This is a genomic window from Mycetohabitans rhizoxinica HKI 454 (assembly GCF_000198775.1).
Classification (GTDB): Bacteria; Pseudomonadota; Gammaproteobacteria; order Burkholderiales; family Burkholderiaceae; genus Mycetohabitans; species Mycetohabitans rhizoxinica.
The window spans coordinates 371,175-390,429 of record NC_014722.1 but is presented as its reverse complement, the minus strand read 5'-3'; the positions used below and the strand labels follow the sequence as shown (position 1 = coordinate 390,429).

Below are 19,255 nucleotides of genomic sequence, written 5' to 3'. Positions count from 1 at the left end.
CGGCTACACCTGCGCGCCGGCGTTCGGATCGTTGGGGTCGTAGCCCGTCTTCTTTTCCTTGATCAGGTCTTCGCGCTTGACGCCAAGCCACATCGCCAGCGCCGCAGCGACGAACACCGACGAATAGATGCCGAACAGGATACCGATGGTCAGCGCCAGCGCGAAATAGTGCAGCGTCAGGCCGCCAAACAAGAGCATCGACAACACCATCATCTGCGTCGAGCCGTGCGTGATGATCGTGCGCGACATCGTGCTCGTGATCGCATGATTGATGACCTCGGTGACCGTCATCTTGCGCTCACGCCGAAACGTCTCGCGAATCCGATCGAAAATGACCACGGACTCGTTGACCGAATAGCCAAGCACCGCGAGCACCGCGGCCAGCACCGATAGCGAGAACTCCCACTGGAAGAACGCAAAAAAACCCAGGATGATCACGACGTCGTGCAGGTTCGCGATGATCCCGGCGATCGCATATTTCCATTCGAAGCGAAACGACAGGTAGATCACGATGCCCACGACCACGCACGCGAGCGCAAGCAACCCGTCAGTCGCAAGCTCCTTGCCCACCTGCGGCCCGACGAACTCCACGCGTTGCAGCTTGATCTGCGCGTCAAGCTCGTTCAGCGCGGCCATCACCTGATCGCTTTGCTGCGCCGACGACAGCCCTCCCTTCAACGGCAGACGAATCAGCACGTCACGCGACGTGCCAAAGGTCTGTACCTGCGCATCGGCATAGCCGATCTTGTCCAGCGCGCCGCGGATTGGGTCGACTTGCGCGGCTTGCGGCGTGTGGATTTCTAGCACCGTGCCGCCGGTAAATTCGACGGACAAATGTAAACCACGATGCAGCAGAAAGAACACCGCGAGAAGGAACGTCACGAGCGAGATCACGTTGAAGATCAACGCCCGCTGCATGAACGGAATGTCTTTGCGAATCCGGAAAAATTCCATGAGGGTCTCCGAGCGTGGTCAGCGGGACTGGCCCGGCTTGGTCGGCGCATCACGTTGCGGTGTGCGCTCCGATGGGGGCGCATCGCCGGGCCGCGGCGCCGCTGGCGCATTGCGCCGTACCGCGCGCTTCGGACCCGGGCGCTTGGCGTCCGAAGTACGCGGCAGCGCCTGCGCCGCGCCGCCCGCCCCCTGCTGAGCAGATTCGGCGTACGCGGCCAGCGTGCCTTCCGGACGCCATACCTGGCCAATGGCCAACGACTTGAGCTTCTTCTTGCCGCCGTACCACAGGTTCACCAGCCCCCGTGCGAAGAACACGGCGGAGAACATCGATGTCAGGATGCCGATGCAGTGCACGACCGCAAAGCCGCGCACCGGCCCGGAGCCGAACGCAAGTAGCGCCAGCCCGGCAATCAGCGTCGTGACATTCGAATCCAGGATCGTCGCCCATGCATGCGAGAAGCCATTCTGGATCGCCAGTTGCGCAGGCGCGCCGCGACGCAGCTCCTCGCGAATGCGCTCGTTGATCAGCACGTTCGCGTCGATCGCCATGCCCAGTGCCAGCGCGATCGCCGCGATGCCGGGCAATGTCAGCGTCGCCTGCATCATCGACAGCACCGCGACGAGCAGCAGCAGGTTCACCGACAACGCAATCACCGAGATCAGTCCGAACAGCATGTAGTACGCGATCATGAACACCGCAATCGCAGCGAACCCGTACTGCACCGAGTCGAAACCCTTTCTAATGTTGTCCGCGCCCAGGCTCGGTCCAATCGTGCGCTCCTCGATGATCTCCATCGGCGCGGCCAGCGAACCGGCGCGCAGCAACAGCGCGAGATCGGTCGCCGCCTGGGGCGTCGGCTGGCCGGTGATTTGGAAGTTTTCGCCCAGCTCGGACTGGATCGTCGCCACCGTCAGCAACTCGCCCTTGTTCTTCTCGAACAGCACGATCGCCATCGGCTTGCCGATGTTGTCGCGCGACACGTCGCGCAGCACCCGTCCGCCGCGCGCATCGAGGCGGATCTTCACGGCCGGACGCTGGTGCTCGTCGAAACCGGCCGACGCGTCGGTGATCCGGTCACCGGTGAAGATCACTTGTTTCTTCAGGTACACCGGCGCGCCGTTGCCCTGCGTGAACAGGTCATCACCGACCGGCACCGGGTCGTTGATGTTGCGCACCGGATTCTGATAATCGGCCATGCGAGCCTCGAGCGTCGCGGTCCGCCCGATGATGTCCTTGGCCTTTGCGGTGTCCTGCACACCGGGCAGTTCAACAACGATCCGGTCCGCGCCCTGTTGCTGCACGATCGGCTCGGCGACGCCAAGCTCGTTGACTCGGTTGTGCAGCGTTGTGATGTTTTGCTTCAGCGCGCTGTCCTGCACCGTTTTTTGCGCGGCTGGTGTAAATGCGCCCACCACCTGATAGCCGCCGGCGGCCGGCTGTACTTGCCAGGTCAACTCAGTGACGTTGTCCGACAGCAACTGGCGCGCGCGGTTCGCGACGTCCTGATCAACGAAGTTGACCACCACTGTCTGGCCCACGCGGTTCACGCCGCCAGCGCGGATCGACTTGTCGCGCAGTAGCGTACGCGCATCAGCTGCGTCCGCATCGAGTTTCTTATTCAGCGCACCGGCCAAATCCACCTGCAGCAGGAAGTGCACGCCGCCACGCAGGTCCAGCCCCAGGTACATCGGCAGCGCGTGCAGCGACGCTAGCCAGCGCGGCGACGCCGATTGCAGGTTCAGCGCGACGATATAAGTCGGATCCGCCGGATCGGCATTGAGCGCCTTTTGCAGTAGGTCCTTCACGCGCAGTTGCGTGTCGGTGTCCTTCAGGCGCACGCGGATATTCGCGTTTTGACTCGCGTTGTCGAACGTCACGTCGTCCGCCTGCACGCCGTTCGCGGCGAGCGTCGACTCGACGGTATTGAGCACCGACGAGTCCAGCTTGACCGTCGCCTTGCCGCTGGACACCTGCACCGCCGGCGCCTCGCCGAAGAAGTTGGGTAGCGTGTACAGCAAGCCGATGGCAAGCGCCACCAACATCACGACGTATTTCCAGAGGGGATAGCGATTCATGGAATGACTGGACAGGAGGAGTTCTGCGCGACGCTCGCCGGGCCGTGTCCGCTTCGACGCGCGCTCGGCGCACCAGGCGCCGTGCCGCGCGGACCGGACACACGCCGGCGATCAGAGCGACTTGATCGTGCCCTTGGGCAGGATCGCCGAGACCGCGCTCTTTTGCACGGTGACCTCGACGCCGTCGGACAACTCGACGCCAACATAGGCCTCGCCGACCTTCGTGACTTTGCCCACAATGCCGCCGGAGGTGAGCACTTCGTCGCCCTTGGTCATCGCGGCAAGCATGTTCCGGTGCTCCTTTTGCCGCTTCATCTGAGGACGAATCATGAAGAAGTACAGCACCGCGATCATCAGGATGAAGAAGCCGTACGTCTGGATGAAGCCGGCGGCACCGCCTGCGGCGGGTGCAGCCTGGGCGTACGCATTGGAAATGAACACGTGGGTCTCTCCGTGGTAGAAGGTCGAAATAGCCGGGCATTCTACCATCTGCCCCGGGACGGCAAAGCACCCTCTGGCGGCTGTACGGGCCGATGCGGCGGACGCGGCGGCGCCCACAGCCAGGCGCCTCGGGATCCGGGGCTGCCCCACCCGTCGCGTGGCCACGTACAATACGCACTGGTCCGTTTTGCGCCCGACTCATCCTCCATGTCCTTCGCCACCCGCCTCGAATTCTTCGCCCCCTGCCCCCGCGGCCTGGAGGGCGCGCTCGCCGTCGAACTCGGCGAGTTGTCCGCGCTCGCTGCCGATCCGACGTTCGCCGTGCAAGCGCCGGCGCCCGGCGGCGTGCCGTTCAGCGGTGCATGGGCTGCCGCCATCGCGGCCAATCTGCATTCGCGGATTGCTAGCCGGATCCTGTTAAAGATCGCCACGCGGCCCTATCGCGACGAGCATGATATCTACGCGCTGGCGCGCGAGCAGTCGTGGGAGCAATGGTTCGACGCCAGCCGCACGTTGCGGGTAGACGTGACCGCGATCAAGTCGCCGCTGCGCAGTCTGGAATTCACGACGCTGCGCATCAAGGACGCGATCTGCGACCGACTGCGCGAGCAGACCGGGGCACGGCCCAGCATCGACACCGCCGAACCCGACGTGCGGGTGCAGGCGTTCGTGACCGCCACGGACTGCACGCTGTACCTGGACACCTCCGGCGAGCCGTTGTTCAAGCGCGGATGGCGACTGGACAAAGGCGCCGCGCCATTGCGCGAGAATCTGGCCGCAGGCATCCTGCGGCTGACCGGCTGGACACCAGGCACGCCGCTGGTCGATCCAATGTGCGGCAGCGGCACGTTCATCGCCGAGGCCGCGCAGATCGCACTAGGCATCGCGCCGGGCGTGGACCGGCGTTTCGGCTTCGAAAATCTCACGCACTACGATGTCGGCGCGTGGCAGCGCCTGAAGGCGCAAGCGCTGGACGCCAAGCGCGAGGCTGGCGCGCGCGCCGCGCCGGGCGATGCACTGTCGATCTACGGCAGCGACGTGTCCGGCGACATGCTCGCCAAGGCCGCCGCAAACCTGCAGCGCGCAGGCGCACCAATGGTCCCGCTCAAGCAACTCGATGCGCGCGACATCGTGGCACCATGCGACACACCGGGCGTGCTGGTGGCCAATCCGCCCTACGGCGAGCGAATCGCCACGCGCGGCCGCGGCGCCCGCACGGTCGATGGCGACGGCACGGGATTCCAGCGCGCCCGTCCGGACGATGCGGACAGCGCGTTCTTCCGCTCGTTCGGCGACGTGCTCAAGCAGCGGTTCCCCGGCTGGCACGCGTTCGTGCTCAGCGCCGATCGTACGCTGCCCGGCCAGATGCGGCTGCGCGAATCGACGAAGACGCCGTTGTACAACGGCGCGCTTGAATGCCGGCTGTTCCGCTTCGATCTGGTCGCCGGCGCGATGCGGCAACGCTCGGCGGCGCGCCCGCAGACGGGCTCACCCGATTGAGCGGCCCGGCGGCGCTGGCAACGCGCATGCGCCCGCCCGCCGCGCCAGACAGCGGTACAATGTTGGACCTTATGGATACGCAACTGTGGGCGCCGCACGTGACGGTGGCCGCCATCATCGAGCACGAGCAGCGATTTCTGCTGGTCGAGGAGCACACACCGAACGGGCTACGGTTGAACCAACCGGCCGGTCACCTGGAGCCGAGCGAAACGCTGCTCGAGGCGGTCGTGCGCGAAACGCTCGAGGAGACCGGACACGTGTTTACGCCGCAGGCGTTGGTTGGCGTGTACGTCGCGCAGTTCGAGCGGGAACACGGTGTGCCGGCCACCTATGTTCGCTTTACGTACTGCGGCACCGCCACACACGATCCGATCCCGCGCGAGCTTGACCCCGATATTCTGCGCACGGTCTGGTTGAGCGCCGACGCGTTGCGCGCACAAGCGTCGCGCCACCGCACGCCGCTCGTGTTGCGCTGTGTCGAGGACTACCTGGCGGGACGCCGCTATCCGCTCGAGTTCGTACAATCCCACCCGGCCGTGCTGCGTTAAACGGCGTGTCGCGACCGGCCTTGAGCAACCCAACCGGCGCTCGCGCCGCGTGGCGCCCGCGGCGCCCAAACTGGCAACGGTAACGCATCATGGCAAAGCAACGCGTGGTCATCGGCATGTCCGGCGGCGTGGATTCGTCGGTCGCCGCGTGGCTGCTCAAGCAGCAAGGCTACGAGGTGGTTGGCCTATTCATGAAAAACTGGGAAGACGACGACGACAGCGAATATTGCTCGAGCCGGCAAGACTGGATCGACGTCGTATCGGTTGCGGACCTCATCGGTATCGACGTCGAGGCGGTGAACTTCGCCGCGCAGTATAAGGACAGGGTCTTTGCCGAGTTCTTGCGCGAATATTCGGCGGGCCGCACGCCGAATCCGGATGTACTGTGCAATGCGGAGATCAAATTCAAGGCATTCCTGGACCACGCAATGGCGCTGGGTGCACAAACCATCGCGACCGGCCACTACGCCCGCGTGCGCCGGATCGGCGAGCGGTTTGAACTGCTCAAGGCACTCGACTCGTCCAAGGACCAATCGTACTTCCTGCATCGCCTGAACCAATCGCAGTTGAGCCGCACACTGTTTCCGCTTGGCGAATTGCCCAAGACGCGAGTTCGTGAGATTGCCGCGCAAATCGGGTTGCCCAACGCGGCAAAGAAGGACTCGACCGGCATCTGCTTCATTGGCGAGCGGCCGTTTCGCACGTTCCTGAACCGCTATCTGCCGACCCGCCCTGGCCCGATGAGGACCCCAGACGGCAAGGTCGTTGGCGAACACATCGGGCTCGCGTTTTACACATTGGGACAGCGCAAAGGGATCGGCCTGGGCGGCAGTCGCGACGGCAGCGGCGAGCCATGGTTCGTCGCCGGCAAGGACATGGCGGGCAACACACTGTACGTCGTGCAGGGGCACGATCACCCGTGGTTACTCAGCTCGACGCTGCAGGCGGAGAACGCCAGTTGGATTGCAGGCGCGGCACCGCAGGACGGGCACTCGTGTACGGCCAAGACGCGCTATCGCCAGCAGGACGCGGCCTGCACATTCCAGCATGCACCAGACAGGCACTTTGCGTTGCACTTCGCGCAGTCGCAATGGGCAGTGACGCCGGGGCAATCCGCTGTGCTGTACGACGGCGACGTGTGCCTGGGTGGCGGCATCATCGGCGCCACGTCGGCGCCGTCCACGCCTGCGGCCGCGTATCGACGAACGACTGACGCTGCGACAGATTCATGAAGGGCTTGTCCAGATCCGGGTAGGCATCGCGCCACGCGAACTCCGGCATGCGAAAGCAACGCACCGCGGCGCACTCGCGGCCCGGCAGCACGGCATACCGGCACCACGGCGCACCGGCGACGCGATGTAGCGGCAGCGCGACGTACCGGCGACGCGGCGCACGGTGGGCCTCGCCGGGACGCAGCCGATGGTAAAATATGCGGTTCTCTACGTTTTTCCGGCGCCGCTGCGGCGTCCCGTGCCATGTCCGACACTCGTCCCGATACACTCTTTGCGCTGACCGCGCTATCGCCGCTGGACGGCCGCTATGCGGCCAAAACCGAAGCCCTGCGCGACTGGCTGTCCGAAGCCGCGTTCATGCGCCACCGCGTCACCGTCGAAGTCCACTGGCTAATCGCGCTGTCGCAGGCCGGGTTGCCGGGAATCCCGGCGTTCTCCGCGCCATCCGAACAGTTCCTGCTGCAACTGGTCGAGCGCTTTTCCCCGCATGATGCCGCCCGGATTAAGGACATCGAGCGCGTGACGAACCACGACGTGAAGGCGGTCGAGTACTGGCTGAAGGAGTCGGTCAAGGGCCAGGCGGAACTGGAGCGTGCGAGCGAGTTCATCCATTTCGCCTGCACGTCCGAGGACATCAACAACACGTCGCACGGGTTGATGCTCAAGGGCGCGCGTGAGCATGTGATATTGCCGGCGCTGCGCACCGTGCACCAGCGGCTGGTCGCGCTCGCGCACGCGCACGCCGCGCAACCGATGCTCTCACGCACGCACGGACAGCCGGCCAGCCCGACGACGCTGGGCAAGGAAATCGCCAATGTGGCCGCGCGTCTGTCGCGCGCCATCGACCGGATCGCCACCGTCACGCTGTTGGGCAAGATGAACGGCGCGGTCGGCAATTTTAACGCCCATCTATCTGCCTACCCGGATTTCGACTGGGAAGCCTTCGCGCGGGATGTCGTACAGACGCGGCTCGGGCTGACGTTCAACCCCTATACAATCCAGATCGAGCCGCACGACTACATGGCGGAACTGTTCGACGCGATTGCGCGGGCGAACACGATCCTGCTGGACCTGGACCGCGACGTGTGGGGCTACATCTCGCTGGGCTATTTCAAGCAAAAGACGAAGGCGGGGGAAATCGGCTCGTCGACGATGCCGCACAAGGTTAATCCGATCGATTTCGAAAACTCCGAAGGCAACCTGGGCCTGGCCAACGCCACGCTGCGCCATCTGGCGGACAAGCTGCCCGTGTCGCGCTGGCAGCGCGACCTGACCGACTCGACGGTCCTGCGCAACATCGGAGTCGCATTCGGCTACGCGCTGCTCGCATACGATGCCCTGATCCGCGGGCTCGACAAGCTCGAAGTGAATCCGCAACGACTTGATGAGGACCTGGATGGCTGCTGGGAAGTGCTGGCCGAACCGGTGCAGACCGTCATGCGCCGCTATGGAATCGAAAATCCCTATGAGCAATTGAAGGAACTTACGCGTGGCAAGGGCATCACCCGCGATGGACTGCACGCCTTCATCGGCACGCTGGCGATCCCGGACGAGGTCAAGACGCGACTGCTGGCGATGACGCCGGCCTCCTACGTCGGCAAGGCGGTCGAGCTCGCACAACGCATCGGCTAACACTGGTGCGCGGCGCCGCTGCGGGCGCGCATGCCGAGGCAGCCGCCCCGGCCACGCGGATCAACGGGTGCGCGCGGCCAGCCGCTCGAGCACCCGATCGACGATCCGCTCCGGCGGCTCGTCGATGCTCACCGTGATCGCCTCGTCAAGCCCCGGCTCCTCAAGCGTGTCTAATTGGCTTTGCAGCAACGACGGGTCAAAGAAGTGGCCAGTGCGGTGACCGAGCCGCGCGCGCAGCACCTGGAACGTGCCTTTCAGGTAGACGAATACGACGTCGCTGTCGCCATGGCGCAGTACGTCCCGGTACGAGCGCTTGAGCGACGAGCAGGTGAAGACGGCGGTTTCGCCCGCCCGCTGCTGCTGCTCGATCGCCGCACGCAAGGTGCGCAGCCACGGCCAGCGGTCCGCGTCGGTCAGCGCAATACCGCGGCTCATCTTATCCTTGTTCGCGTCGCTATGGAGCGCGTCACCGTCGGTAAACGGGCATCCGAGCCGCTCGGCCAGCAACTCCCCGACCCGCGTCTTGCCGGCGCCCGATACCCCCATCACAATCAAAATCATCACACGCTCCACGGGCCCGCATCGCACACGCGGCCATCACTTGAGGCTACCCCAAAAAACTGGGCCATTCAAAAGTAGAAAAAATCCGGCATGATGCAACCTTAACAAGCAGAAGGTCATGTCGTGAAGAAGAGCAGATACACTGAAGAACAGATTACATTTGCGTTGAAACAGGCAGAGCTGGGCACGCCGGCAGCTGAGGTGTGCCGCAAGATGGGCATCAGCGATGCGACGTTCTATAACTGGCGCCAGAAGTATGGGGGCCTGGGCCCGTCGGAGCTGCGTCGCCTGAAGCAGCTCGAAGAGGAGAACACGAAGCTCAAGCGGCTGGTGGCGGAGCTGTCGCTGGACAAATCCATGTTGCAGGATGTGCTATCAAAAAAGCTTTGAAGCCTTCCCGGCTGCGTGAACTCACGACGGATTTGATGCAACGCTTTGGCGTGAGCCAGCGCCAGGCCTGCAGGGTACTGAAGTTGTCGCGTTCGGTGTACAGCTATCAGTCAATCGCACGAGATTCGAACGCGATCGCCCTGCGCATCAAGCAGATCACGCAAACACGCGTGCACTACGGCTATCGCCGGGTGCATGTGATGCTGCGTCGGGAAGGCTGGCGCGACAATCATAAAAGAGTTTACCGGCTCTATCGTGAGCAGGGGCTGTCATTGCGGCATAAGAGGCCGCGGCGAAACAAGGCGGCGCGGCTGCGGCAGCCCAAGCAGCTCGTGACCGCGATCAACGAGATTTGGAGTATGGACTTTGTTGCTGACGCACTGTTTGATGGTCGGCGTTTGCGCACGCTGACAATTGTGGACAATTATACGCGCGAATGCTTGGCCATCGAGGTAGGCGCCACGCTACGTGGTGAGGACGTTGTGGCGGCGCTAGATCGCATTGCTGTGAGCCGGCCGTTACCGCGCTTCATCAAGGCAGACAATGGCAGCGAATTCATCTCCAAGGTGCTCGACAAGTGGGCGTATGAGAGGGGCGTTGAGATTGACTTCTCTCGTCCTGGCAAGCCAACCGATAACGCCAAGAACGAGTCGTTTAACGGGCGCTTGCGTGAGGAATGCCTAAACGAGCATTGGTTCTTGTCGCTCGAGGATGCCAAGCGCAAAATCGAGGCCTGGCGCCAGTACTATAATGAGGCGCGTCCCCACTCTGCACTGCAGTGGATGACGCCTGCCGAGTTCGCCTGCCAGTGCAGGCCCCGGGCCGATTCGGCCCACCCCGAAGAGCCGGAAATTTCCACTTTAGAACGGCACTGATTTGGGGGTAGCCTCAAGAGCCGGAAATTTCCACTTTAGAACGGCACTGATTTGGGGGTAGCCTCATTAAAAGGACTTTGCTAGAAGCCGGCTGGCCCTAACCAAGGGGGCAGGTCACACTTACAGCACCATCCCCAGTGTCAAGGCCAACAGCAGGCCGACCACCGAGATGATCGTCTCGCACAGCGACCACGTCTTGAACGTCTGCGTGACGGTCATGCCGAAATATTCCTTGATCAGCCAGAAGCCGCCATCATTGACGTGCGAGAAAATCAGTGAGCCCGAACCAGTCGCGAGCACCAGCAGTTCCGGCGTGGCCTGAACCGTGCCGGCCGCTGCGATTGGCGCGACGATGCCACACGCGGTGGTCATCGCCACGGTGGCGGAACCCGTGGCCAGTCGGATCAGCGCGGCAACCAGCCATCCAAGCACCAGCGGCGACAGGTTGTGCTGGGTGGCCGCGCCGATGATTTCCTTTGAGATGCCGCTGTCCATCAAGATGCGGCCAAAGCCACCGCCCGCGCCGACGATCAGCGTGATGCCGGCAATCGGCGCGAGGCAGTCGCCGCAGAAGCGCTGAATCTGCTCGCGCGTGAAGCCGCGGCGCGCGCCGAAGGTCCAGAAGCTGACCAGCACTGCAATCAGCAAGGCCACATCAGAGTTGCCGAGAAAGCGCAGCACGTCGTTCGCGCGCGTGTTCGTTGGGAGCACCAGGTCCGCCCAGCTGCCGGCCAACATCAAGATCACCGGCAGCAGAATCGTCATCAGCGTGATGCCGAAGCCAGGCAGTTCACGCTGTTGCGTCGCCGGCGCGGACTGGATGAATTGGGCGGCGAGCGGATTGTCCGCCGGTAGCTTGATCGCGCGGTGGATGAGCAGCGCGAACAGCGGACCGGCGATGATCGCGGTCGGCACGCCGACGATCAGCCCGTATGCGATCGTGCGGCCAATGTCGGCGTGATACTGCTGGAGCGCGAGCATCGCTGCCGGATGCGGCGGAATCAGGCCATGCACCACCGATAGCCCAGCGACCATCGGCAAGCCGACCAGTAGCAGAGACTTGCCGGTGCGCTTGGCGACGTTGAAGGCGATCGGGATCAGCAGCACGAAGCCCACCTCGAAGAACACCGGCAGCCCGACGATGACAGCGACAAACATCATTGCCCAATGGATGTTTTTTTCGCCGAACCAGCCGATCAGCGTCATCGCGATGCGCTCCGCGCCGCCAGACTCGGCCATCATCTTGCCCAGCATCGTGCCCAGGCCAACAACGACCGCAATGTGGCCGAGCGTGTTGCCGTTGCCGGCCTCGAACGACTTGACGATGGTCTCGGGCGGCATGCCCGCAGCCAGGCCGAGCAGCAGCGAGACAATGATCAGAACCAGGAACGGATAAACCTTGAAGCGCGTGATCAACAAGACCAGCGCAGCGATCGCGATGACCGCATAGATCAGGAGCATGGTGCCGTGGGCTGCTGCCATGTCGACTCCTCCGATGGCTTTATTGCTTTGTACGCCGGCGCGCCAACCGAGACGGCGCCGCTACCCGGTCGGGCGGTACCCGGCACGGCGCGGCACCGCCGCCCACGGCGACGGCACGGCGGCCGCCGAAGCGGACGGGCCCAGGGCTTAGCTTAGCTTAGCTTAGCTTAGCTTAGCTTAGCTTAGCTTGGCTTGGCTTGGCTTGGCTTGGCTTGGCTTGGCTTGGCTTGGCTTGGCTTGGCTTGGCTTGGCTTGGCTTGGCTTGGCTTGGCTTGGCTTGGCTTGGCTCAGGCTTAGGTATTGGGCCGCGCCAATTGGCTCGCCGCGCGCGCCAGACGTGTCACCTCGGCCCAGTTTTGCGCGGCCAGCACCGCCCGGGGCGTGAGCCATGAGCCGCCGACGCAGACCACGTTGGGCAGCGCGAGAAAGCTTGTCGCCAACTCTTGCGTGATACCGCCGGTCGGACAGAATCGCAACGCCGGGAACGGACCGCTAAACGCTTGCAGCATGTCCAAGCCGCCGGCCTGCTGCGCCGGGAAAAACTTCACAATGTCGTAGCCAAGCTCGAGCGCGAGCAAGATGTCGGACGGCGTCATCACGCCGGGCAGCAACGGCAAGCCGACGTCCTGCGCCGCCCGATGGATCTCGCGTGTGAGCCCCGGCGACACGCCGAATGTCGCGCCGGCGCGCTTGGCCTGCTCGACCTGGGTGGCGGTAGTCAGCGTGCCAACGCCGACAACAATATCCGGGGCAAGCTGCGATGCGCGCCCGATCGCCTGCAGTCCGGCCGCGGTCCGCAGTGTGATCTCGAGCACCGTCACCCCGCCCTCGTACAGCGCGCGCGCGACGTGCTCGCCCTGCTCCACCGACTCAAATGTCAGCACCGGAATGACCGGGCCGATCCGCACGATTTCGCTCACGGGTTTCATCTGCAGCTCTCCTGTAGTTCAGAATAGAACGACGCCCTCATTCGGTCATCGCGCCGAACACCGACGCCCCTTGCTCGGCCGGCAGCGCAGCGGCACGGAAAACGCCGAACAACTCGCGACCAAAGCCCAATTCGTGCTCGTGGCGATGCACGGGCTTTTCGTTCGCGCGGCACGCCCATTCAGCCTCATCCACGTCCACGTCCAGTCGCCCGGCTTCTGCATCGAGCGTGATGACGTCGCCGCTGCGCACCTTGCCGAGCAGGCCGTCCAGCAGCGCCTCAGGCGACAGGTGGATCACCGCCGGCACCTTGCCCGAGGCACCCGACATCCGGCCATCGGTCACCAGCGCCACACGAAATCCCTTATCCTGCAAAACACCTAGCAGCGGCGTGAGCCGGGTGCAGCTCGGGCATGCCATTGGCTCTTGCCCCCTGAAATCGCACCACAGCAACGCAATCGCGCTCCAGCTCACCGCGATCGAAGGCAGCCTGTACGCCTTCCTGCGAATCGAAGACGATTGCCGGCGCCGTGACCCTGCGATGTTGCGGCGCGACCGCGGAAATCTTGATCACCCCTCGGCCCAACCGGCCCTGTACCAGTCGCAGCCCACCATCCGGCTGGAACGGTTCCGTGGCACCACGCAGCACGGCCTTGTCGTGGCTCTCGCGCGGGCCATCGACCCAGGCCAGCTTGCCATCGACTAGTCTGGGCTCGCGCGTGTAATGGTCCGACAAGCCGGGGCCGGCAACGGTCGTCACATCGTCGTGCAGCAAGCCTGCTTCGAGCAGCGTGCGCGTGAGAAACGCCATGCCGCCCGCCGCGTGATAGTGGTTAATGTCCGCCTTGCCATTCGGATAGATCTTCGCGAGCAGCGGCACCGCACGCGACAGGTCATCGAAGTCGTTCCAGTCGATCACGATGCCGGCCGCGCGAGCGATCGCCACCAGGTGCAGCGTATGGTTGGTAGAGCCGCCGGTGGCCAGCAACGCGACGATGCCGTTGACAATCGCCTTTTCATCGACTACACGGCCGATCGGCGTGTAGTGCGCGCCTTGTGCGGTCAATTGCAGCACACGGCGTGCCGCTTCGGCGGTAAGCGCATCGCGCAGCGGCGTATGCGGATGGACGAACGCGGCACCGGGCAAGTGCAGACCCATGATTTCCATCAGCAGCTGGTTCGAGTTCGCCGTGCCATAGAACGTGCAAGTGCCGTGGCCGTGATACGCGCGCGCCTCGCTGTCGAGCAGCACGTCGCGTCCCACGGCGCCGGTGGCGAACTGCTGGCGGATCTTGGCTTTCTCATCATTGGACAGGCCACTGGTCATCGGCCCGGCGGGCACGAAGATCGTCGGTAAGTGGCCAAATTGCAATGCGCCGATCAACAGGCCCGGCACAATCTTGTCGCAAATGCCCAGGCACAATGCCGCGTCGAACATGTTGTGCGTCAACGCAATCGCCGTTGACATCGCGATCGTCTCGCGGGAAAACAGCGACAATTCCATGCCGGCGTTGCCCTGCGTGATGCCGTCGCACATCGCGGGCACGCCACCGGCAAATTGCGCGATGCCACCCGCTTCGCGCGCGGCTTGTTTGATGATGTCGGGGAAGTCGCGGTACGGCGCATGTGCGGACAACATCTCGTTGTAGGCCGACACAATGGCGATGTTCGGCTGCCGCATCGCACGAATCGCGATCTTGTCCTGCCCTTCGAGCCCGGCAAAGCCGTGGGCCAGATTCGCGCAAGACAGCACGCCGCGCGCGGGAAACTGTCCTTGTGCATGCTCGATCCGGGCGAGATAGGCGCGCCGCGTTGCCTTACTGCGTTCGATGATGCGATCGGTCACTGCCGTCAGCCGGGGGTGCAACGAAGCCATGAAAATCGCTCCTGGAAACGGGCGGCACGCGCAGGTGCGCTAAAAAATTGGAATCGCCGGAGGGGTCATCAGTTCGACCGGTGTCGGTCAGTTTAGTAGAAATGCTACATAGACTCAATCAGGTTGATCCGGGCTTCCCTACCCTGAACCGCCCACTCTAGACCGGCTCACGCCGCTTGCGTCGAAATAAGGGCTGTAATTGCGTGAAGTCTGCGCGAACTCGCGCGATCGCATGGGCGCGCACGCCCGGTTACGCGCGACGATGCCGATACACCCCGGCACGTAGATTTTCTACCTGTTTTGCGCGATACTGCAGCCGTTTTATTTTGCCCGTCGCTGCGACCTTCACGATGCTCGCCAGAATCGAAGCCATGCGTGCACAATTGCGGCCGTCCGAGCGCAAGCTTGCCGGCTACGTCTGTGACGCGCCACGCGAAGTGCTCGACCTGTCCATGACCGAGCTGGCCAGCCGCGCGGGCGTAAGCCAGCCCACCATCGCGCGCTTTTGCCACGCGCTGGGCTGCAGCGGATTTCGAGAGTTCAAAATCAGACTTGCGCAAGGCGTGGCACAAAGGCTGCCCACCGTCTATCGGGACGTGCGGCTGGATGAGCCAGCACCGGGTATCGTCTCGAAGGTGTTTGACCGTACCATTGGCGCACTGCTCGAAGTGCGCAACAGCCTGTCAGCGCACAGTGTCGAGACGGCGATTGAGTTGCTCGCCGACGCGGCCCGCGTCGAATTCTATGGCGCCGGCGGCTCCGGCATCGCCGCGCAGGATATCCAGCACAAGTTCTTCCGGCTTGGCATGCCCAGCGTCGCATACACCGACCCCCATACCTATGCCATGTCGGCGGCGCTGCTCGGCCCGCGCGACGTGGTGGTGGCCGTGTCGAACACTGGCCGCACGCGGGATATCATCGGTGCCGTCCACTCAGCGTTGCAACGTGACGCCAAGGTCATTGCGATCACACACGGCAACTCACCGCTGGCGCGGCTCGCCACAATTAGTCTGCTCGCCAACCTCACCGAGGAAACCGACGTATTCTCGCCGATGACCTCACGCATGTCGCACTTGGTGATTGGCGACATCCTCGCGGTCGGTGTCGCGCTACGCAGAGGATCAGCGCTGGTCGACCGGCTAAATGACGCCCAAAAAGTCCTCGCACAACGCCGCGTGGCCGTGCGCGACTGACGGCGGACCGCTCAAAAGGGCTTGAAGACTACCAGCGCGACGGCGCCGAGCAAGCCGAGCACCGGCAATTCGTTGAACATCCGATACCACCGATCGGAGCGGCGGTTCGCCTCCCGCTCGAATGTGGCGAGCAACCTGCCACACATCGCGTGATAGACGATCAGCAGCATGACGATCGCCAGTTTCGCGTGCATCCACCCCTGCCCACGCCCGATGCCCACCATCAGCCATAGCCAGAGGCCGCACGCGAGCGCCGGCACGGCGATCAAGCTCATGAAGCGATACAGCTTGCGCGCCATCACCAGCAGGCGTCGCGACACGGCGGGCTCGGTCTCCATCGCCAGGTTCACGAAGATGCGGGGCAGATAGAACAGTCCCGCGAACCAGGAGGCGATTAACACAATATGAAAAGTCTTGATCCACAACATACTCGAGTCCCTTTACTGTCGCACTTCGCCGTGGCCCAGCACGACGTATTTCAATGATGTCAGCCCCTCGAGGCCGACCGGCCCACGCGCATGCAGCTTGTCGTTCGAGATGCCGATTTCAGCACCTAGCCCGTATTCGAAGCCGTCCGCGAAGCGCGTCGACGCATTGACCATCACGCTGGCCGAATCGACCTCGCGCAGGAACTGCATCGCGCGCTCGTAGTGCTCAGTCACGATCGCATCGGTATGCGCGGAGCCATACGTATTGATGTGCTCGATCGCCGCGTCGACGCTGTCCACCACCCTGATCGCGAGCACCGGCGCCAGGTATTCAGTGCGCCAATCGGCCTCAGTCGCGTCTACGAGCGGCGCGACACCGGCATCGGCAAGGATCGCGCGCGCAGCCGGGTCCACGCGCAGTTCGACAGCCTTGTCCCGGTACAGCTTGCCCAGCAACGGCAACACGGTCGGCGCGATGCCCCGTGCGACAAGCAGTGTCTCCATCGTGTTGCAGGTGCCGTACCGATGCGTCTTCGCGTTATCGCATATCGCCAGCGCCTTGCCAACATCGGCGCCGTCATCCACGTAGACATGGCACACGCCGTCCAGGTGCTTGATCATCGGCACCCGCGCCTCATCGACTAACCGTTGAATCAAGCGCTTGCCCCCGCGCGGCACGATCACATCGACGTAGTCGGTCATGGTGATCAGCTTGCCGACCGCCGCCCGATCCGGCGTACTGACTACTTGCACCCCATCCTCAGGCAGGCCGCTCGTGCGCAGCGCCTCAGCGATTAGCGCGGCGAGCGTGGTATTGGATTCGATCGCCTCCGAGCCGCCGCGCAGGATCGTCGCGTTGCCCGATTTCAGGCACAGCGCGGCAGCATCGATCGTGACATTCGGCCGTGACTCGTAAATGATGCCAATCACACCGAGCGGCACCCGCATCTGGCCCACCTGAATGCCGGTCGGCCGCGTCCTCATGCCGGTGATCTCGCCAATCGGGTCAGGCAGCGCCGCAACCTGCCGCAGCCCCTCGACCATCGTCGTCAGCGCCTTGTCCGACAGCGTTAGCCGGTCGATGAAGGCCGCATCGTGCCCGTTGGCCCGTGCCCGCTCGACATCGCGCGCGTTCGCGCGCTGGAGCGCGTCGGTCTGCCCCTGGATCGCCAGCGCGATCTGTTCGAGCGCCGCGTTCTTCGCGGCCCCCGGCGCCCGGGCGATCGCCCTTGACGCCGCGCGCGCGCGGCGACCCAGATCGGTCATGTAGCGGTCAATGTCCATCTTCGTATTCCCGTAATGCGTGAATGCGGTTGGTTCGTGCACGCCTAGTCCGCATAGATCGAAGCCGTCGCGCGTGACCCGCTGCACGACACGACGACACGACGGCTTCCATTGTAATGGCTACGGTCGTATCGCCCGCATGGCGGTGGCAGTAGCGGTGGCACCGCGCGGCGCACCGCCCTCCGTCCGGCACCCGCCATCGCTGCCGCCGGGCCGCGCAATCGTCATCGCGAGATCGAACAAGCCATCCCACGGATCGGCCGGCGGCAGCGATGCGCGAGCGGGCGCGACGCCCACACGCGCCGGCACCCCACCGCAGAGTCCCTTGACCTGCCGATCCAGCCGCGCTGCGAGCGCCAGCGCCCGTTCGAGCGAACGTTCATCAACGCGCTGCAATGCGGGGCCCATCAGCCGTTCACGCGGCCCCCACACGCGATTCTCGCGCATCAGGCTCGCCAACGGCTTGCCGGCAGTCAGCCCCCGCTTGATTCGCGCCAGCGCACGGATTTCCTCTACGACGGCCCACAGCACCAGCACCGTCGCCTCGCCTTCGCCGCGCAATCCATCGAGCATCCGCGCCAAGCGCGCAACATCGCCGGCGAGCATGGCCTCGTTGAGCTTGAACACGTCGTAGCGGGCGACGTTGAGTACCGCGTCCTGCACCTGCTCGAGCGTCAATTCGCCGGCAGGATACAGTAGGCCGAGCTTTTGGATTTCCTGATGCGCGGCGAGCAGGTTGCCCTCGACCCGCTCGGCGATGAACTGCAGCGCGCGCCGCCCTGCGTCGCCGGCGACGAGGCGTTGCTGCTGCGCCGCGAGCCGTTGCGCAATCCAGTTCGGCAGCTGCGCACGCTCAATCGTGTCGATGCGTATCGCCACACCGGCCTGGACCAATGCGGTGAACCATGCAGTCTTTTGCGTCGCCGCGTCCAGCCGCGGCAATGCGATCAACGTCAGCAAGTCGGGATTGTCCGACGCCGCCAGCGCCTTCAATGCGTCGCCGCCATCCTTGCCCGGCTTGCCGGTCGGAATGCGCAATTCGATCAGCTGCCGCTCGCCGAACAACGACATCGATTGCGTGGCGCCAAGCAGCAGGCTCCAATCAAAACCGCGCTCGACAGAGAATACGTTGCGCTCGGTGAAACCGGCCGCACGCGCCGCGGCGCGGATGCGCGCCAAGGCTTCCTGCGCGAGCAGCGGCTCGTCGCCGTACACGACGTACAAGCGACCCAACGTCTTGGCCAGGTGTGACTCCAGGGCGTCTGCGCGCAGTTGCATCTTGTCGTGTCCGTTACAGCGGCGGCGTGGGCAGCGGCGCGCGCGGCGCCACCGCGCGAACCCCGCCGTGAGTCGGGTGCAACTCGCGCACTGCGCTCATGCGCCGCAATAGCTGGTCAACCGCGTCGTTCTGCATGTCGCGATACAGTAACTCGAACTCCTGCGACTTAGCCAGCGCGTACTGGTCGGAATAGGTCATCGCCCGGTTGATGCGGATCACGCTGGGGGGCAACAGCACTGTGCCGTCCGCGCCGACCAGTTGGTACGACATCGTGTAGTCGAGTTCGTACTCGTTGACCTGTCCGGCAGCATTGAGCGTCAGCGCTCCAGTGCCGCGCCCCTCGGAAATCGACAGGATCGCGTCCGCGCCGTCGGTGCGCTTGACGATCCGCGTCTGGCTGCCGCCCTCAACCATTCGCTGGATCCGTGCGCCCAGCTCCGGACCCGGGCCGACCAGTGCGAGCCGCTTGAACGGGAAGCCATAGTCGCCGCGCAGCTGGAAGCCACATCCGGACAGCAGCAACGCCACCGCGACAAGCGCGATGCAGGATCGGCGCGACAGTTTCGAGTCAGTCATG

The 19,255-nt window shown here is 64.1% G+C and carries 16 protein-coding genes and 1 pseudogene; 6 read left to right on the top strand and 11 right to left on the bottom strand.

The window, feature by feature from the left end; genetic code table 11:
- Positions 1 to 3: 3 nt before the first annotated feature.
- From secF to yajC, 3 genes are all read right to left on the bottom strand, one after another.
- Positions 4 to 954, bottom strand: coding sequence for a protein translocase subunit SecF (gene secF / locus RBRH_RS01725; protein ID WP_013434170.1), 951 nt, complete (start codon positions 952 to 954; stop codon positions 4 to 6).
- An 18-nt stretch (positions 955 to 972) separates the two neighbouring features.
- Positions 973 to 3,030: a protein translocase subunit SecD gene (gene secD / locus RBRH_RS01720; protein ID WP_013434169.1), complete on the bottom strand. Its 2,058-nt coding sequence runs from the start codon at positions 3,028 to 3,030 to the stop codon at positions 973 to 975.
- 111 nt (positions 3,031 to 3,141) lie between these two features.
- A complete protein-coding gene (yajC, locus tag RBRH_RS01715; RefSeq protein WP_049786336.1) occupies positions 3,142 to 3,519 on the bottom strand; it encodes a preprotein translocase subunit YajC in 378 nt (125 codons plus the stop codon).
- Positions 3,520 to 3,678: 159 nt separating this feature from the next.
- Here yajC and RBRH_RS01710 point away from each other — a divergent pair, with 159 nt between their 5' ends.
- The 4 genes from RBRH_RS01710 (at position 3,679) to purB (ending at position 8,383) form a co-directional block, all read left to right on the top strand.
- Positions 3,679 to 4,971, top strand: coding sequence for a THUMP domain-containing class I SAM-dependent RNA methyltransferase (locus RBRH_RS01710; protein WP_041753024.1), 1,293 nt, complete (start codon positions 3,679 to 3,681; stop codon positions 4,969 to 4,971).
- Positions 4,972 to 5,042: 71 nt separating this feature from the next.
- Entirely contained in the window at positions 5,043 to 5,519 is a 477-nt protein-coding gene (locus RBRH_RS01705; RefSeq protein WP_041754014.1) for an NUDIX hydrolase, read from the top strand.
- Positions 5,520 to 5,608: 89 nt separating this feature from the next.
- Positions 5,609 to 6,751, top strand: coding sequence for a tRNA 2-thiouridine(34) synthase MnmA (mnmA, locus tag RBRH_RS01700; RefSeq protein WP_013434164.1), 1,143 nt, complete (start codon positions 5,609 to 5,611; stop codon positions 6,749 to 6,751).
- Positions 6,752 to 6,994: 243 nt separating this feature from the next.
- Positions 6,995 to 8,383 (top strand): adenylosuccinate lyase, encoded by a 1,389-nt coding sequence (gene purB, locus RBRH_RS01690; protein ID WP_013434163.1) that lies wholly within the window; start codon positions 6,995 to 6,997, stop codon positions 8,381 to 8,383.
- A 60-nt stretch (positions 8,384 to 8,443) separates the two neighbouring features.
- On the opposite strand, the gene RBRH_RS01685 is transcribed toward purB, so the two are convergent.
- Positions 8,444 to 8,944 (bottom strand): gluconokinase, encoded by a 501-nt coding sequence (locus RBRH_RS01685; protein WP_041753021.1) that lies wholly within the window; start codon positions 8,942 to 8,944, stop codon positions 8,444 to 8,446.
- A gap of 123 nt (positions 8,945 to 9,067) precedes the next feature.
- Between RBRH_RS01685 and RBRH_RS01675 the strand changes: the two genes are divergently transcribed.
- Positions 9,068 to 10,209, top strand: a protein-coding gene (locus tag RBRH_RS01675; protein WP_157864307.1) for an IS3 family transposase whose coding sequence is annotated in 2 segments (ribosomal slippage) — positions 9,068 to 9,320 and positions 9,320 to 10,209 — 1,143 coding nt in all. Because the reading frame shifts where the segments join, the coding sequence is not laid out codon by codon here.
- Between the two features lie 120 nt (positions 10,210 to 10,329).
- On the opposite strand, the gene RBRH_RS01670 is transcribed toward RBRH_RS01675, so the two are convergent.
- The 3 genes and pseudogenes from RBRH_RS01670 to edd all read right to left on the bottom strand — a co-directional run bounded on the left by RBRH_RS01670 (position 10,330) and on the right by edd (position 14,494).
- Positions 10,330 to 11,691 carry a GntP family permease gene (locus RBRH_RS01670; RefSeq protein WP_013434161.1) on the bottom strand — a complete coding sequence of 454 codons (1,362 nt, stop codon included), beginning with the start codon at positions 11,689 to 11,691 and terminating at the stop codon, positions 10,330 to 10,332.
- A gap of 293 nt (positions 11,692 to 11,984) precedes the next feature.
- Positions 11,985 to 12,620: a bifunctional 4-hydroxy-2-oxoglutarate aldolase/2-dehydro-3-deoxy-phosphogluconate aldolase gene (eda, locus tag RBRH_RS01665; RefSeq protein WP_013434160.1), complete on the bottom strand. Its 636-nt coding sequence runs from the start codon at positions 12,618 to 12,620 to the stop codon at positions 11,985 to 11,987.
- A 37-nt stretch (positions 12,621 to 12,657) separates the two neighbouring features.
- Positions 12,658 to 14,494, bottom strand: a pseudogene (edd, locus tag RBRH_RS01660) (phosphogluconate dehydratase).
- A 350-nt stretch (positions 14,495 to 14,844) separates the two neighbouring features.
- Between edd and RBRH_RS01655 the strand changes: the two are divergent.
- Positions 14,845 to 15,687 carry a MurR/RpiR family transcriptional regulator gene (locus RBRH_RS01655; protein ID WP_041753019.1) on the top strand — a complete coding sequence of 281 codons (843 nt, stop codon included), beginning with the start codon at positions 14,845 to 14,847 and terminating at the stop codon, positions 15,685 to 15,687.
- Positions 15,688 to 15,698: 11 nt separating this feature from the next.
- Here RBRH_RS01655 and RBRH_RS01650 read toward each other — a convergent pair whose 3' ends face one another.
- The 4 genes from RBRH_RS01650 to RBRH_RS01635 all read right to left on the bottom strand — a co-directional run bounded on the left by RBRH_RS01650 (position 15,699) and on the right by RBRH_RS01635 (position 19,239).
- Entirely contained in the window at positions 15,699 to 16,115 is a 417-nt protein-coding gene (locus RBRH_RS01650; protein WP_013434156.1) for a CopD family protein, read from the bottom strand.
- 12 nt (positions 16,116 to 16,127) lie between these two features.
- Positions 16,128 to 17,399 (bottom strand): glutamate-5-semialdehyde dehydrogenase, encoded by a 1,272-nt coding sequence (locus RBRH_RS01645; protein ID WP_041754012.1) that lies wholly within the window; start codon positions 17,397 to 17,399, stop codon positions 16,128 to 16,130.
- A 120-nt stretch (positions 17,400 to 17,519) separates the two neighbouring features.
- Positions 17,520 to 18,677, bottom strand: coding sequence for a DNA polymerase III subunit delta (gene holA / locus RBRH_RS01640; protein ID WP_013434154.1), 1,158 nt, complete (start codon positions 18,675 to 18,677; stop codon positions 17,520 to 17,522).
- Between the two features lie 13 nt (positions 18,678 to 18,690).
- Entirely contained in the window at positions 18,691 to 19,239 is a 549-nt protein-coding gene (locus tag RBRH_RS01635) for an LPS-assembly lipoprotein LptE (RefSeq protein ID WP_041754010.1), read from the bottom strand.
- Positions 19,240 to 19,255: the final 16 nt, after the last annotated feature.

Excerpts from the sequence above, each read along its gene's own strand:
- secF (WP_013434170.1), bottom strand. The coding sequence starts at position 954 with ATGGAATTTTTCCGGATTCGCAAAGACATTCCGTTCATGCAGCGGGCG.
- secD (WP_013434169.1), bottom strand. The coding sequence starts at position 3,030 with ATGAATCGCTATCCCCTCTGGAAATACGTCGTGATGTTGGTGGCGCTT.
- yajC (WP_049786336.1), bottom strand. The coding sequence starts at position 3,519 with ATGGTAGAATGCCCGGCTATTTCGACCTTCTACCACGGAGAGACCCAC.
- RBRH_RS01710 (WP_041753024.1), top strand. The coding sequence starts at position 3,679 with ATGTCCTTCGCCACCCGCCTCGAATTCTTCGCCCCCTGCCCCCGCGGC.
- RBRH_RS01705 (WP_041754014.1), top strand. The coding sequence starts at position 5,043 with ATGGATACGCAACTGTGGGCGCCGCACGTGACGGTGGCCGCCATCATC.
- mnmA (WP_013434164.1), top strand. The coding sequence starts at position 5,609 with ATGGCAAAGCAACGCGTGGTCATCGGCATGTCCGGCGGCGTGGATTCG.
- purB (WP_013434163.1), top strand. The coding sequence starts at position 6,995 with ATGTCCGACACTCGTCCCGATACACTCTTTGCGCTGACCGCGCTATCG.
- RBRH_RS01685 (WP_041753021.1), bottom strand. The coding sequence starts at position 8,944 with ATGATTTTGATTGTGATGGGGGTATCGGGCGCCGGCAAGACGCGGGTC.
- RBRH_RS01670 (WP_013434161.1), bottom strand. The coding sequence starts at position 11,691 with ATGGCAGCAGCCCACGGCACCATGCTCCTGATCTATGCGGTCATCGCG.
- eda (WP_013434160.1), bottom strand. The coding sequence starts at position 12,620 with ATGAAACCCGTGAGCGAAATCGTGCGGATCGGCCCGGTCATTCCGGTG.
- RBRH_RS01655 (WP_041753019.1), top strand. The coding sequence starts at position 14,845 with ATGCTCGCCAGAATCGAAGCCATGCGTGCACAATTGCGGCCGTCCGAG.
- RBRH_RS01650 (WP_013434156.1), bottom strand. The coding sequence starts at position 16,115 with ATGTTGTGGATCAAGACTTTTCATATTGTGTTAATCGCCTCCTGGTTC.
- RBRH_RS01645 (WP_041754012.1), bottom strand. The coding sequence starts at position 17,399 with ATGGACATTGACCGCTACATGACCGATCTGGGTCGCCGCGCGCGCGCG.
- holA (WP_013434154.1), bottom strand. The coding sequence starts at position 18,677 with ATGCAACTGCGCGCAGACGCCCTGGAGTCACACCTGGCCAAGACGTTG.